Here is a 14,399-nt window from a genome sequence, read left to right on the forward strand (position 1 = left end):
CCGCCTCTGGCTGGTGGATGCCTGTTTTTTGCGCTTTGCGTCTAAATTTCCTTCGGCGTCTTCAAGCCGAGCAGCTCTAAGCCTTCCTTAAGCACATCGGCAGCCACCTGCACCAGCTTAAGCTTAACGATCCGCTCCCCAGCGTCCCCAGCGAGCACCTTGTCATGATGATAAAAACGATTGAACGCCTGGGCGAGCTGAATCAAATATCTGGCGAGAATCGATGGCTCATGCCGTTTGGCGGCGTCTCCAAGGGCTGCTGTGTAGCGCAAAAGCATCTTCATTAGCAGCCAAGCATAATCGCCCGTCACATACTCATAATCTGCAGGCTGAGGTGCTGCTGCGACGTCGCTGCCGGCCGCTTTTGCCAATATCCGCTGCGTTCTGGCGTAAGCATATTGCACGTACGGGCCCGTCTCCCCTTCAAAATTCAGTACATCCTCCAGCACAAAATCGACCGCGAGCATTCTCGTATTTTTGAGATCCCCGAACACGACGGCGCCAATGCCAACCGCTTCGGCTACCTCGGCTTTGCCTGCAAGTGCTGGATTCTTTTCCTCTATTTTCTGCAAAGCCCGCTGTACCGCTTCATCCAGCACTTCTTCTAGAAATACGACCTTGCCGCGGCGGGTGGACATTTTTTGCCCGTCCAGCTTCATAAGCCCGAACGGGATATGCTTGCAGGCGGCTGCCCACGCAAAGCCCATTTTCTCAAGCACGAGAAACAGCTGGCGGAAATGCAGCGATTGTTCCGAGCCGACAACATACAGCAGCTCGCTGCCCTTCATCTCTTCATGGCGATAAATGGCAGTCGCCAAATCACGTGTCGCATAGATGGATGTGCCATCGGATTTGCGAATGAGGCAAGGCGGCAGCTCATGCTCATCCAGCCGGACGACCTGTGCGCCTTCACTTTCCTCCAGCAGCTGCTGCTCCTGAAGCTGCTGGACGACGGCGTCCATTTTATCGTTATAGAAGCTTTCGCCAAGAAAATGGTCAAAGCTGACGCCGAGCCGGGCATACAGCTTATTGAACTCCTTCAGGCTGTCGGCAATAAACTGGCTCCAGCAGCGAATCGCTTCAGCATCGCCAGCTTCCAGCTTGGCGAACCAGCTGCGCGCCTCATCCTCCAGCTCGGGGTGCTGCTCTGCCTCTTCGTGAAAACGCACATACAGCTCCAAATAGCCCTTAATGGGATCGGCTGCAAGCTGCTGCTCGTCGCCCCATTTTAGATAGGCGGTAATCATCTTGCCGAACTGCGTGCCCCAATCGCCCAAGTGATTGACGCTGACCGTCTCATAGCCAACCTTGCGCAAAATATGGTACAGCGCATTGCCGATCATCGTCGAGCGCAAATGCCCAATACCGAACGGCTTCGCAATATTGGGCGAAGACATGTCGATTATGACACGCTCTCCATTCCCTATAGCTGCATGCAGGAGGGTTCCGTTCTGCCAATCTGCAATAAGCTGCGCGGCTGCCAGTTCCCGATTCCATTTGAAATTCAAATAGGGGCCGGCAGCCCGAACGCTCCAGCTCGCATCTGCCAGCAGGGGCTCAAGCAAAGCAGCAATGTTAACGGGGCTTTGTTTCATCGTGCGGGCCAAAGTAAAGCAGGGGAAAGCAACATCGCCAAGCTCCTCATCGGGCGGATATTCCAGCAAGGGCCGAATATCCGCTTCGGGCAGATCCAGCGCTTTGGCCAATGCCAGCGCGATTTTGTCCATTAACAGCATCATCATCTTCCTCTCTAAAATAAATGTTCCGGCCAGAGTAGAGCAGCACGCCAAAAAGGCCCCGTCTCTAAAAATAAGAGACGAGGCCTGTTATCCCCGCGGTACCACTCTTGTTGCCGCCTCCGCACAGAAACAAAGAGGGGCATCTCGCCGTTGTAACGGTGCTGAACCGGACGTCCCTAGCATGATTGCTCGTTTCAGGCCGCCATCTCCCGGGTGCGCTTCACCTAATCGTCCATTGCCGGCTTCCACTGTCCCGGCTCGCTTGAAATGGCACCCATGTAGGTTACTCTCCCGTTCCTTGATGTTAATTAACAGCTATCATATCGGATACGATCAGAAAAATCAATCCGTTTTTAGTCGGCCAAGCTTGCAGCTATTCTTTCTCGGTTACGAGGCACAGGCTCTCAATCGCCTGGCGTATAATCGAGCATGAGCGCTCCATCAGCCGCTGCTCCCGCGTAGTCAGCTTGAGCTCGACGATTTCCTTAACCCCGCAGCGGGCGATGATCGCGGGGACGCCAGCGCATACTTGCTGCTGGCCATATTCGCCGTTTAATATCGCAGACACGGCAATAATGCGATGCTCATCGTTTAGAATAGAGCGGGTAATATGCGCCAGCGCATTGCCGATGCCAAAGCTGGTCGAGCCTTTGCGCGTATAGATTTCCCAGCCGGCATTGCGGGTCTGCTCCGCGAGCGCTCCGAGCTTCACATGCCCGAAGCGCTCGGGATGCTGGGCCAAAATATGCAGCAGCGGCTTGCCGCCAACCGTCACATGCGACCAGGCGGGAAACTGCGACTCGCCATGCTCCCCAAGCACATAGCCCTGCACGCTGCGGGCATCCACTGGAAAATGCTCGCAGAGCAGCGTCTTGAGCCGCGAGGAGTCGATGGACGTTCCGGTGCCAATCACTTGGCAACGCGGCATGCCGGACAGCTCCCACACGACATACGTCACAATATCCACAGGATTGGCGGCCGCTACAAAAATTCCGCTGAATCCGCTGTTCATAATGCGCGGAATCATCGTTTCATAAATCTCGCGCACCGTATGCAGCACATCAAGCCGATCATCGCTGCCGACGGGATACGCCCCAGCGCAGAGAAGGATAACGTCCACATCCCCGCACTGCTCCAGCGTTCCAGCAGCAACCTTTGTGCGGCCATGGACAAAGTCCATGCTGTGCGACAAATCGAGCGCCTGTGCATAGGCCCGGTCGAACGTGCGGTCAATGAGCAGCAGCTCATCGCAAATCGACTGGTTAATTAAGGCATACGCGCAGCTTGAACCGACCTGACCGACTCCTACAATAGCGACCTTGCGCGCTTTGTTTGCCATCCGTTTGCATCTCCTCCACCGTAACCTCGTTACGCTATTATATGCGGCATCCAGCCCATGATGTGACGGCTATGTTCAATCCATGTTTGTCTATGTCACATGGAAGCAAAAGCGTGAAAATATGCACATTTTGACCTGCCATCCTATGGCGGATAGAGCTTTGCTTTTCAACATATCCACAGAGTTATGCACATTATCAACAGAGTTCAAATGGAGTATTTTCCGCCACCTCCAATACTTATCCACAAGTGAACAGGGAGGATTGTCCACACTGTACAGGTCAGAAGTCCTAAGGTTGAATATAGATAAACCGCTTATTTTCGTACATTTACAATCTAACTTTCAGCTGTCATGATAGGGAAAGTATATGTGGGCAGACACAGATGGAGGAATGGAATTCATGTGGCTTGTATTATCCTTGCTGGCGGCGACGAGCTTTGGGCTGCGGGGGATTTTGTATCATTGGACGAGCCAGCAGGCGCTTAATCGCAATGCGCTGCTGTGTGGTGTATTTTTCTCAGGGGCGCTGATTACACTTGTTTGTACGCTGGCGACTGGAACATCTTTCACCGTTTCATCGCTTATTGGCGTGCAGATGGGACTGCTCTCTTTCGGCGCAAATGCGAGCATGTTCAAGGGCTTTGCCGTGGGCAAAGCCTCTATTGTTGCGATTTTGACCGCGCTTCCTTCGGCAATTGTCGTCGTTGTCGCCTTCGCGGTATGGGGCGAGACGCTCAATATGGCGCAGCTCAGCTCCTTTATTATCATTATTGCGGGTATATTGCTGGTGCGTTATTCCAATGATATTACCCGTGGCAATTTGCAAGGAGCGCAATGGGGGCTACTGGCGATGCTGCTGTTTGCCGGAAACGATTTGTCGGGAAAATGGTCGACGATGATGGATGCGCCGTTGTTTCCGACGCTTGTCTGCATGTTCAGCAGCGGCTCGATCTGCTTTGGGCTTTGGTGGCTGCGCGACCTGCGCTCCGTACGTGCTGCTGCTGCGGCAGCAGGCCAAGCAGCGCAGGAGATAGCAGCAGGTGCCGCAGCAATTACTCTTAACGCTGTTAATACTCTCAATTCTCTTAATACGGTTAGTGCGGTTAATGCTGGTATCACGAGTGGCGCAAGAAACGGGACTGCGAGTCCAAGCACTCAGCCAATCGTGAGCGTGGCAGCTCAGGCAGCCAACCGAGCAGGCACAGCAGACAAACGCAGCTGGAGCTTCCGCCGCACGTTTTCCGTCGGGATGGCAGTCGGCATTACCAATGCAGTGGGCATGATGTTTATTGTGACGGCCTTTGATGTAGGGAAGGCGGGGCTGGTGTCGGCCGTAACGGCGCTTAATGTGCTAATCGTGCTGCTTTATACGCGGTTCGTTGTGAAGGAGCGGTTCTCCAAACTGGAGACGATCGGGATTTCGACCGCGTTCGCAGGCATCCTGCTCTTGCGTTTGTATGGCTCCTAATGTGAAGCGGCCTGCGCTGAATACAGGCGAGTTAAGTACGAAACGTCTATAACTTTAGAAAACTCAGTGAAAGTGTTATAATACAACCGTTCACTTATTTTACTTAACGGGAGGTTTCACTTACTATGAAAGATTTTGAATTGTACAACCCAACCAAGCTCATATTCGGAGCAGGGAAGGTACAGCAGCTTGGAGAGCTGGTCAAGCCATACGGGACGAAAGTTCTGCTCGTATACGGCGGCGGAAGCATCAAGCGTTCGGGGCTTTATGACGAAGTGATTTCCCAATTAAATAGCATTGGCGCAACCGTTCATGAACTGTCTGGCGTGGAGCCGAATCCGCGTCTGACGACAATTAATAAAGGGATCGACATTTGCCGCAGCGAAAAAATCGAGTTCGTGCTCGCCGTTGGCGGCGGCAGCGTGCTGGATGCTTCCAAGGCGATTGCAGCTGGGGCGCTCTATGATGGCGATGTGTGGGATTTCACGATCCGCAAAGCAGTCATCCAAGAGGCATTGCCTATCGGCACTGTGCTGACGCTCGCCGCTACCGGCTCGGAAATGAACGGCAATGCGGTTATTTCCAACTGGGAAACGCAGCAAAAACGCGGTCTCGGCAGCAAGCTTGTTTATCCGAAATTTTCGATTCTTGATCCGAAGCTGACATATTCCGTGCCGAAGGATCAGACGGCGAACGGCATTGTCGACATTATGTCGCATGTGTTCGAGCAATATTTCTCCCTGACGACGGGTACGCCGCTGCAGGAGCGCTTTGCAGAATCCATTTTGCAAACGGTCATTGAAAATGGTGAAAAAGCAATCGAAAACGGCTCCGACTATGACGCCAGAGCGAATTTGCTGCTTGCCGGCACCTTTGCGCTCAACGGCACGCTGCCGATTGGCGTCGTGACGGACTGGGCGTCGCATGGCATCGAGCATGAGGTAAGTGCGATTTATGATATCGCACATGGCGCAGGACTTGCGATCATCTTCCCGAACTGGATGAAGCATGTGTATCAAGAGCGTATTGACCGCTTCGTGCAATATGCGGTACGGGTATGGAACATCGATCCGAGCGGCAAATCCGATGAGGAAGTGGCGCTTGCGGGTATTGAAGCGACACGCGCCTACTTTACGCGCATTGGCGAGCCTGCAACACTTGGCGAGCTGGGCATTGGCGGCGAGAACATTGACCGGATGGCGGCGGAAGCGACTGTATTCGGCCCAATCGGCTCCTTCAAGAGCCTGGACAAGGAAGCTGTCAAGAGCATCTTGACGGCGAGCCTGTAAGCCAGGAAGTCAAAGCTCTTATAAAGCATTCAGGTACTGCTGCGCAAGCAGCACGCCTGAGTGCTTTTTTTTCTGGCCAGCAATGGGTCTATATCATCTCCAATCCTTGAAATTTCAATGATGGAATAGAAAATCTCTATTATCCGTGCCGTTGACCGCTGCATATATGGAGTGATAAGTTAAATTCATATAAAATAATCGGAATAATCGGATATTAGAGGAGGCTTTTTCAGATGGGAGATCAAGCAGCAGCGTATCGTTTTGCCCGCAACTTGCCCGCACGATCCATTGGCGGAACGAAGGTGACAGACCCGCAGCATGTTCATTTGTCCTACGGCTTTCCGGCAACGGACTTGCTGCCGGTTGAGGAGCTGCATGCAGCAGCGGCGGAAGCTCTTAAATGGGACCGGGCGGATGCGCTCCATTATTCGGGAGCGAAGGGGCCAGCCCGCGTCAGGGATTGGGTGCTGGCACGTTCCCGCAAGTTCGGCATTCATGCTGGGGCGGAAAATTTTATTCCGACCTTTGGCGCCATTCAAGGCATTGACCTGACCGCGCGAATTTTGCTAAACCCGGGGGATGAGGCTTGGGTAGAAGGGCCGACCTTCTTTAATGGCTTGCAGGCGTTCCGCGCAGCGGGTGCCGTCATCAAGTCGATCCCCGTCGATGAGGAGGGTCTTCAGGTCGAGCTGCTGGAAGCAGCCTTGAAGCAGGCAGCTGAAAGCAATGAGCCGATACCGAAGCTGCTGTACTGCATGCCGAACTATCATAATCCGACGGGTGTGAGCCTGTCGCTGGAGCGCAGGCGGAAAATTGCGGAGCTGGCGGTGGCCTACAATTTCCTCGTTTTGGAGGATGATGCTTATGCCGAGCTGAACATTAGCGGGAAGACGCTTCCTGCGATCTATTCGTTTGCGCCGGAGCAGGTCATCTATGTCAGCACATTTTCGAAGACGTTGGGCCCTGGACTGCGCCTCGGCTGGGCAATTGCCGCACCGGAGGTCATTACGCATATGGCGACGCTGTCGCTGGGAAGCCAGCTTAATCCTTTTACCCAAGAGGTCGTTGGCGAATTGCTGCAGCATTATGGATTTGATGAGCAGGTAGCAAAACTTACCGAGCGCTATAGAGCGCAGCGCGATACGATGATTCAAGCTCTCAGGAGGGAGTTTGCGAAGCATATTTCGGTGCAGGCGCCGGATGGCGGATTTTTCGTCTGGGTGACGTTTGACGAGCAGGTGGATGTGCGGCAGTTTGCGCCAGCAGCGCTTGCGAAGGGCGTCAGCTTTGTAGCGGGCAATGCTTTTTTCGCGGATGGGCAGGGCTCACGCCATTTGCGGCTGTGCTTTAGCTTCTGCAACACGGAGCAGATCGAACGCGGCATTAAGGCTTTGGCAGAGGCTTATTATGAAGCATTGCAAGGCCCAGCGGCGCAGCAAGCTGTTCCCGAGCTGCAAGCCTAGATCCGAGCTTAACTGGCCGGGGCCTAACTGGCGATCCGTATCCTCTTGAGATCCACCTTGTTCGATTCCCGACATAAAGCGCGAAGCCTCGCCGTCAGCAGGAAATCTGCGAGGCGAAGCTTCGCGCTTTTTAAATATTCCATGTACTCCTATTGATGTGAAGGTTAGCTGGAATACAGCGAGCAGTAGGTGCGGCTGAAATTGCGAGCCAGCAGGTCCTCTTTTCGAATGAAGAAATGAATGACGCCAGCATTCTGCCACTGGTAGCCGACTAGTTCGTTGCTGTCTATTTCCAGCAGCATAATCATATCCGCGATTTCCGCTTCGGCCCGCTCCCGGCTTCCACGGAGCCTGTCCATCAAATGCTTCATCGCCTTCTCGCTGTCATTTTCGGTCGTCTTATCCGCCAAAATGAACAGTGCCGCTTCCTCCTCAGCATCGTGATGCTGCCCGGCCGGATAGCCGAACATCGTTCCCCAATTGGTTTTGCGATCCCCCTGCATTTCGGCGGCAAGCTCAAAATAGCGGTTGATCGAGCCCTCCTCAAAATCAATGACCTCATAATCCACATAAGGCATGTTCGGCAGCTCGACCGCTGAAAAGGCTGCGGCTTTGTAAGGATGAAACGACGTTTCATAAATATCCTCAAGAATCGTTGCCGTCTCGGGATGGCGTAGAGCAAGCTGCTGCGGGTATTCGACAAAAATAATGCGATGCTCGACGTTCGCAGCCCCTTCGTCCATGCCGATAAAGAAATACAGCATGCCAGCTTCAGGCAGCCAGCCCTGTCTGCATGCAGGCGCTATATCTGCCATATTCAGCTGGGCGAGCGGCGTCATCAGCTTGCCAGACGATTCCGTCGGCCATTCCATCGCTTGCGGAAGGTCTGGGTAGCCGCCGACGCGCGAATTGCCGACCTTTTCATAAAAATCAGGCTCTATTGCAGACAGCTTCACTGTGCTGCGGGCTTGCGGGAGCAATTTTTCGGCAGCGGGAGACAGTTGATGCTCATTCAGCAATTGTTCCAACGCTTGTGACAGATGTTCGTTAAGGTGATTGGACATAAGCATAAATCCTCCATTCTGGGATTGAGTAAGTCGTCATAAACCAAGTCGTATTGAACCATTACCCCGCTGCGAGGAAAGCTTACCACATTGGACTGGCGAGAAAGATAGAGTTTGCCGATAAAAGGGTATATTTCCCTATGTGATGTTCTACCTAAATCAAAGTACGATAGAAATAAGGGGCTGATAGACAGATGGAAGAATTGAAAAGCTGGAGTAAAGCTTGGAATGTCGAGACGTTAACGGATACGATTGGTCAAGTGACCCTATTGAATCATCCGGGCGGCATCTCTCCAAAAGGAGCCATTGCTGCTCCGAGGGGCGGTACAGTGATTGCGGCTTATGCCTATCATGACAATCAAAGCGGTCTTTACGATGTCGTCTATATCCATCTGGATGAGAGCGGCAGTCTTATTGATACGCAGCATGAGCAGGAGGGCGTTTTGCCTGAGCTGTTCCATAGCCCGGATGGCGCGGTTTGGGTATCGCTTGGCACTACACATGGCAAGGAGCTTGATATAGCGCTGCCGCTGTACGGACGCAGCGACCATGCCGCTCCTATAGGGAGCCGTCCTTTTCCAGGGAAATATGCCGCTTCGGCAGAGAAATCAGCCTGGTTCCACGATGAGGATTGGTTCAGCGATAAAAAGCCGGACCGCCTGCTGCGGCTGGAATTTGCGAATGGCCGCATCCAGTCATGCAAGGTTATCAAGCTGCCGATGCCCAAAAACAATAAAATCTCCCTTGATCCGGAGGGCAAGCTTCATCTGCTCGCTGTTCTTCATCAGGAGGAAGAACTGCTGCACCGTACGCTAGACAGCCAAGGGAAAGTGATGGATGAACGCCGCTTGAGCGGTTTTGAGGCGGATATGCTGGAAGTGCTGGAGCTGGGAAGCGAACGGGACATGCGGGTTATTTTTACGATAGGAAATGCTCTGAATCTCGGTGTTGTTGCGCCGGATGGGCGGCGGGAGACGCATGCACTGCATGAGCTGCCAAGCCCGTTTTACAGCGTCTGGGAGCCTGTGCGCCTTGCGGACGGGATGGATATCATCCGCTTTACTTTTGAAGAGGGCAACGGGTGGGCAATTGTGCAAAATACGGAGCTGCGCGCGATTTTTACGCATAGCGGAGAACGCGGCTACACGAATCAGCTGACAGGCGAGCTGCTGCCTATTCCAGCCAGCGAATCGCTCGTGTTAAACGATATTTGCCGCATCAGCGATCAGGCATACCGGGTCATTATTTATCCGATGATGAATGGTGCTGCCAAAGCCCAGCAATTGTTTATCGCGCAATTGGAGCTGTAGGAGCTGGGGCAAGGGAGAGGGCAAGTGAGTGGGAAGGGAAAGGGCAAGAAGCCCAGCAGTAGATCGCTGAAATGGACAAGCGGAAGGATGGAGAAGCGATGAGCATCATCACATATATGGAGGAAATCAAGGAGCTGCTCAAGGAGGAGCTGCCGGAACTGGCGGCATCGTTGAACGGGCCTGCAACGGAAGCGGAAATTGCCCAAGTGGAGTCGCAGCTGGGCCTTTCTTTTCCGGACGACCTGCGGAGCTTGTATTTGCTGCATAACGGCGAGCAGAGTGAGGGGCCGGGCCTGTTCATGGGGCTAAGGTTTCTGTCCTTGGAGGAGCTTGCGTCAGAGTGGCAGGTGTGGGCGGATTTGGAGGCGGACTTTGGCGAGGAAAGCGGCCATTATTCCGTTCCCCTTGGCTGGATAGAGGAACGATACATAAATCGCGGCTGGCTGCCGATCAGCGAGGATGGCGGAGGCAATCATCTCGGTGTAGATATGGCGCCTGCGCCGAGCGGCGTAACGGGCCAGATCATTAATTTTGGCCGGGATGAGGAGACGAAATATGTCATTGCTTTAACGCTCGGCGAGCTGCTGAAATTTGTTCGCGATACGGTCAAGGAAGGGCAGTTCAGCATCAATCGGGATGAGGAGTGGGTATTCTGGAACTATGGTCGGGAAGGGGATGGACATTTCCATGACGCCGTGCGTGCTTTGCCGCTGCCACTAGGGCGTTCAGCTCTAGAAGCTGGCCATGGTGGACTTGAAGAGGTTAGAGCAGTGGGAGCCAATTTGGCAGAGCAGCTGGAGCAATCGCTTAGTGCCGACTGGCTGGCGCGCATTAGGGAAAAGTCCGGCTCGGTCGCTGCTTTTTTGAAGGCGAAGCAGCTTTATTTTATTAAGGAGGGGCTGACTGACGCGGAACCCTTCGCTTATTGCAGTGAAGTGCGGGAGCTGGTGCTAAGCGCCAATGAAATTAGCGATGCTGCACCGCTCAGCGGCTGTACGCAGCTTAAGGTGCTGTACATTGGCGGCAATCCGATTATGGATGTGAGCGCGCTGTCGGAGCTTGCTTATTTGCAGGAGCTGTATTTGACGGGAACTGGTGTTGTGGATATTGCCCCACTGGCTAAGCTGCCAAAGCTTAAAAAGCTGGCGGCTGAAAATGTGCCGATTGTCGATTTTTCACCCCTTGCCCAGTCCAAAAGCTTGCGCCGTCTCGCCGTCTCAAACATCAACGGGGAGCAACTGCGCGCGATCTGTGAATTGGAGCAGCTGCAGGAGCTTTCGATACAAGGCTTCGCGGATGAAGCGGCCAAGCAGCAAATCGGTCTGCTCAGCAAGCTGAAAAAGCTGAAGTCGCTAGAGCTGAAGCAGCTGGAGCTTGATGATCTCACATTCGCAGCCGCGCTTTCCAAGCTGGAAAGCTTGCAGCTGGAGCATACATCGGTTGCAGATATGTCGGCTGTAGCCGAGTGTAGCAGCTTGAAGGAACTTGAGTTGAACGGCTGCGAGCAGCTTGGCCAATTGGAAGCGGTGGCGAAATCGGCCTCGCTGCAGCAATTCGCTGGCAGCTTTGCACAATTTAATGTGCTGAAGGATCTTTTTGCGCAAAAGGTAGATATGAGCAAAATGATCGGCAGCATGACGGACGAAGAAGAGGAAATTTGGCTGGCATATAATAGGGCATAGAGTACCACAACGGGCACAAGGCTGCCCTACCGCGGACAAGGATAATGGAGATAGTGGACTTAAGCATAATGTAATCATAGAACGCGGTTGCAGCCAGGTGAGATTTTTGGCGGCAGCCGCTGTTTAATTCTGGGGATAAAACGGCTTGATTAAGGTATCATCCCATACTTGCACTTCTATATATCTTTCCGGGCCTTTGTCTCCATGGGCATTCCATGCTTGGGGCAGACCGTAGCTTGTTATAATATCGGCAATCTCACTGATCGTATACACTTGACCGCGATAGGGCTTCCCGTCGTTGTATCGCATTGCAGGAAATAAATCGCCATAAGTAAAGCTAAGAATGTCAGGTTCAAAGTCATATATGGAAAATGGGATAGCTTTGCCTTGTGGATACCAATCCAGCAGCCAAGGGCACTCTCCAAGAGTCATATAGTGAGGATATTTTTGCAAAGGCTTGCCTCCCTTAACAATGAATAAATCTCTTGCCCTCTCTTCAAGCATACGCCGAATGTCTAGATAATCCGTGGAGCGACTACTTGCAAATCCTCTTTTCTGAGATCGAATTTGTTGAAGAACCTTTTCGGCCTCCTGCGGTTCTAGAGCGGATAGATTGCGAAATGGGCCTGTAGATTCATCGTAATAATGATACAGCTTCATTTTCATCGTCATCATGCTTCACCTCGCCTATTTCTAATTTAATTAGCTGGCTTTAGCATTAATATATCAAATTTATGGAAGGAATTCGTTCAAGGAAATGCAAAAAAAAAGAAGTTGGTCAGCTACTCTTGTTGCTCTTTGTCTAGCGTGTATTCAAGGCAAATCTCGTCTGACTGATTCAAGGTTGGGGAACCGCCGCATTCGATTGTTGCAGAGACCATGGTCGCAGAGCCTTCTGTTACTGAGATCGTTGTTACTGAACCCGCTATTACTGAGATCACTGTCACTGAGCCCGTTGTTACTGAGCCCGCTGTTACTGAGCCCGTTGTTACTGAGCCCGCTATTACTGAGATCACTGTTACTGAGACCGTTGTTACTGAGCCCGCTATTACTGAGCCCACTGTTACTAAGACCGTATTACTAAGACCAGTGTTACTAAGTCCATTGTTACTGGGAGCGCTGTTGCCGAGACGTCGCAGTCTGGAACGTTCCCTCCTTCTTTTGGCGGACTGAGTTTCCGCTATTTTGGCTTTTAATCTGATTTCAGACCGTACGCGGACAGGAGATCCGTTATTGCTCTCATTATCCTGTCAAAATAGCTATTTGCAGCGCATTAGCGTCTCCTGAGTCCGCAACCTATGCCTGAATCCGTGTCTCTGTTAAAATAGCGGCTTCTGAGTCCGCGACATATGCCATAATCTGTGAATTTGTTGAAATGGTGGCCCCTGAGTCCGCCGCCTATGCCATAATCTGTGATTCAGTTGAAATAGGCGCTATAGGCGCTGCTGCGTCCACCAAGTCTTTTTTATGCAGGGAGCAAACCGCTGAACCGAGGAGCATGAGGCTGACCTTCGTACGTAGGTTCACATTCATGATGGATATCATTCGCAGTAGTAGCGGGAATACGTTTGACGCTGGCTTCAAGCAAAATCCGCTCTGGATCTAATCTGCATCTAATCCGGATCTAATGCAGATCTAATGCAGATCCGCTCTGAATCGGCTCTTGCTTGTTTAAGTTTGCATACAAGCCCTAATATGCAATACCAATTCTCTTTCTAAAAGTCTCTTGACAGTCAATTACTCTAATGTTAGAGTAATTATATTCTAATATTAGATTAAATAATTTAAGAATAAAAAAACGACTAGTGGGGGAATTAAAATGAGTATTGTATCTATTGTGATTCAAGTTTTGTTGGGTCTGGGTTTTCTTATGTTTGGTTTTATGAAGCTGGGCTCGAAGCAAATGGTCGATGAGTTCAAGCGTTACGGCTTGCCTTCCGGCGTTCGGCTGTTCACAGGCGTGGCTGAAATTGCGGCGGCGGCTCTTGTTGTGGCGGGTATTTGGTACAGCGGTCTGGCTGCTTGGGGCAGCTTGCTTATCGTAGTTATTATGGCGGGTGCCATTGCTACTCACCTTAAAGTTAAAGACCCTGGGTCGAAAATGGGCATGCCGCTCGTATTGCTGGTGCTTGGCCTGATCGTATTGCTGCTCAACTGGAGCGCATTGGCGGGCTAATAAGGCAACGAACGTAACCGATTCGTTAAAGCTATAATATTTTCATCCTCAATCAAAGGAGATGCATTCAAATGAAAATACGGATTGTAAGTCCAGATGAGCAGGGCATAGGCGAGTTTGACGGTGGCAAAATAAAAGAGCAGAAGCCAATCGGCTTTTCTGGCGAAGGCTCTATTTTCAACCGGCTCGGCCCTTTGTTTTATTGGGCATGGGGACATATCGAGGAAGCGGGCCAAATTGGCGAGCATCCGCATAAGGGCTTTGAAATTTTAACCTATGTGCTGAGAGGCAAGAGCTCCCATCGGGATTCTCTCGGTACGCACAGCGACGTGGGCGAAGGCGGCGTTCAAGTGATGCAGACTGGCTCCGGGATGTGGCATGCAGAAGGCTCGGACGGCCCGGCAGAGCTGTTCCAAATTTGGCTGGAGCCGCATTTAAGCAAGGCGGTGAAACGGGAGCCGATATATAATAAATATACGCATGAGCAATTTCAGCGAACCTCCGAGAATGGGGTATCGGTGAAAACGATTTTGGGCGGGCAATCCCCCATTAAGCTCGTAGCTGATGCAGCAATGGTCGATGTAGAATTGGAAGCCGGGGCGCAGCATACGTACAGCTATTTCCTAGGACGCAGCCGCATTGCGGGCGTATTGGTCATCAGAGGCGAAGGCACGATTGCAAGCGAGCAGGAGATTTCATTTGCAAATAAAGATTTTATAGTGGTACAGTCAGAGGATGGCGGAGAAATACGCATAAGCAATCCAGGTCAGGAACGCCTGCGCTTCAGCATCATTGACGTTCCGGCAGAGGTAGATTACCCGCTGTACAACAAACCGTGGTAACGGGTTTATTTTAGACGGGAAAGGAGG

Annotated in this window: 11 protein-coding genes and 1 other annotated feature; of the genes, 7 read left to right on the forward strand and 4 right to left on the reverse strand. The window is 52.1% G+C overall.

Translation table 11 applies throughout. The features are described from left to right. Positions 1 to 41: 41 nt before the first annotated feature. Both argS and ASF12_RS10745 read right to left on the reverse strand, forming a co-directional pair. Positions 42 to 1,733 (reverse strand): arginine--tRNA ligase, encoded by a 1,692-nt coding sequence (gene argS / locus ASF12_RS10740; RefSeq protein ID WP_442952523.1) that lies wholly within the window; start codon positions 1,731 to 1,733, stop codon positions 42 to 44. A 76-nt stretch (positions 1,734 to 1,809) separates the two neighbouring features. Continuing rightward, positions 1,810 to 2,047 (reverse strand) — a binding site (T-box leader). Positions 2,048 to 2,112: 65 nt separating this feature from the next. Continuing rightward, positions 2,113 to 3,078, reverse strand: coding sequence for an L-lactate dehydrogenase (locus ASF12_RS10745; RefSeq protein WP_056033838.1), 966 nt, complete (start codon positions 3,076 to 3,078; stop codon positions 2,113 to 2,115). A gap of 400 nt (positions 3,079 to 3,478) precedes the next feature. On the opposite strand from ASF12_RS10745, the gene ASF12_RS35545 reads away from it, so the two are divergent. The 3 genes from ASF12_RS35545 to ASF12_RS10760 all read left to right on the forward strand — a co-directional run bounded on the left by ASF12_RS35545 (position 3,479) and on the right by ASF12_RS10760 (position 7,298). Further along, the gene (locus ASF12_RS35545) at positions 3,479 to 4,546 is read left to right on the forward strand and encodes an EamA family transporter (RefSeq protein ID WP_056033842.1); all 1,068 of its coding nucleotides are present in this window, start codon (positions 3,479 to 3,481) and stop codon (positions 4,544 to 4,546) included. 125 nt (positions 4,547 to 4,671) lie between these two features. After that, a complete protein-coding gene (locus tag ASF12_RS10755) occupies positions 4,672 to 5,835 on the forward strand; it encodes an iron-containing alcohol dehydrogenase (RefSeq protein WP_056033844.1) in 1,164 nt (387 codons plus the stop codon). Positions 5,836 to 6,068: 233 nt separating this feature from the next. Continuing rightward, on the forward strand, positions 6,069 to 7,298 hold the full coding sequence (locus ASF12_RS10760; RefSeq protein WP_056033846.1) for an aminotransferase-like domain-containing protein: 1,230 nt from the start codon (positions 6,069 to 6,071) through the stop codon (positions 7,296 to 7,298). A 164-nt stretch (positions 7,299 to 7,462) separates the two neighbouring features. Here the strand turns inward: ASF12_RS10760 and ASF12_RS10765 are convergent, their stop codons facing one another. Beyond that, positions 7,463 to 8,362: a YwqG family protein gene (locus ASF12_RS10765; protein WP_056033850.1), complete on the reverse strand. Its 900-nt coding sequence runs from the start codon at positions 8,360 to 8,362 to the stop codon at positions 7,463 to 7,465. Between the two features lie 194 nt (positions 8,363 to 8,556). Here ASF12_RS10765 and ASF12_RS10770 point away from each other — a divergent pair, with 194 nt between their 5' ends. Both ASF12_RS10770 and ASF12_RS10775 read left to right on the forward strand, forming a co-directional pair. After that, on the forward strand, positions 8,557 to 9,672 hold the full coding sequence (locus tag ASF12_RS10770; protein ID WP_056033853.1) for a hypothetical protein: 1,116 nt from the start codon (positions 8,557 to 8,559) through the stop codon (positions 9,670 to 9,672). A gap of 98 nt (positions 9,673 to 9,770) precedes the next feature. Further along, a complete protein-coding gene (locus ASF12_RS10775; RefSeq protein WP_162241890.1) occupies positions 9,771 to 11,354 on the forward strand; it encodes an SMI1/KNR4 family protein in 1,584 nt (527 codons plus the stop codon). Between the two features lie 123 nt (positions 11,355 to 11,477). On the opposite strand, the gene ASF12_RS10780 is transcribed toward ASF12_RS10775, so the two are convergent. Further along, positions 11,478 to 12,029, reverse strand: a complete 552-nt coding sequence (locus ASF12_RS10780; protein ID WP_327204913.1) for a hypothetical protein — start codon at positions 12,027 to 12,029, stop codon at positions 11,478 to 11,480. Between the two features lie 1,144 nt (positions 12,030 to 13,173). On the opposite strand from ASF12_RS10780, the gene ASF12_RS10790 reads away from it, so the two are divergent. Then, complete coding sequence (locus ASF12_RS10790) at positions 13,174 to 13,530, forward strand: DoxX family protein (protein ID WP_081418748.1); 357 nt, start codon at positions 13,174 to 13,176, stop codon at positions 13,528 to 13,530. Positions 13,531 to 13,601: 71 nt separating this feature from the next. Continuing rightward, a complete protein-coding gene (locus ASF12_RS10795; RefSeq protein WP_056033861.1) occupies positions 13,602 to 14,372 on the forward strand; it encodes a pirin family protein in 771 nt (256 codons plus the stop codon). The last annotated feature ends 27 nt before the right edge of the window (positions 14,373 to 14,399 follow it).

Source organism: Paenibacillus sp. Leaf72 (assembly GCF_001422685.1).
In the GTDB taxonomy this organism is placed as follows: domain Bacteria; phylum Bacillota; class Bacilli; order Paenibacillales; family Paenibacillaceae; genus Pristimantibacillus.

What these genes read in the sequence shown, in the direction of transcription:
- ASF12_RS10745 (WP_056033838.1), bottom strand. Translation starts at nt 3,078, where the DNA reads ATGGCAAACAAAGCGCGCAAGGTCGCTATTGTAGGAGTCGGTCAGGTC.
- ASF12_RS35545 (WP_056033842.1), top strand. Translation starts at nt 3,479, where the DNA reads ATGTGGCTTGTATTATCCTTGCTGGCGGCGACGAGCTTTGGGCTGCGG.
- ASF12_RS10755 (WP_056033844.1), top strand. Translation starts at nt 4,672, where the DNA reads ATGAAAGATTTTGAATTGTACAACCCAACCAAGCTCATATTCGGAGCA.
- ASF12_RS10760 (WP_056033846.1), top strand. Translation starts at nt 6,069, where the DNA reads ATGGGAGATCAAGCAGCAGCGTATCGTTTTGCCCGCAACTTGCCCGCA.
- ASF12_RS10765 (WP_056033850.1), bottom strand. Translation starts at nt 8,362, where the DNA reads ATGTCCAATCACCTTAACGAACATCTGTCACAAGCGTTGGAACAATTG.
- ASF12_RS10770 (WP_056033853.1), top strand. Translation starts at nt 8,557, where the DNA reads ATGGAAGAATTGAAAAGCTGGAGTAAAGCTTGGAATGTCGAGACGTTA.
- ASF12_RS10775 (WP_162241890.1), top strand. Translation starts at nt 9,771, where the DNA reads ATGAGCATCATCACATATATGGAGGAAATCAAGGAGCTGCTCAAGGAG.
- ASF12_RS10780 (WP_327204913.1), bottom strand. Translation starts at nt 12,029, where the DNA reads ATGATGACGATGAAAATGAAGCTGTATCATTATTACGATGAATCTACA.
- ASF12_RS10790 (WP_081418748.1), top strand. Translation starts at nt 13,174, where the DNA reads ATGAGTATTGTATCTATTGTGATTCAAGTTTTGTTGGGTCTGGGTTTT.
- ASF12_RS10795 (WP_056033861.1), top strand. Translation starts at nt 13,602, where the DNA reads ATGAAAATACGGATTGTAAGTCCAGATGAGCAGGGCATAGGCGAGTTT.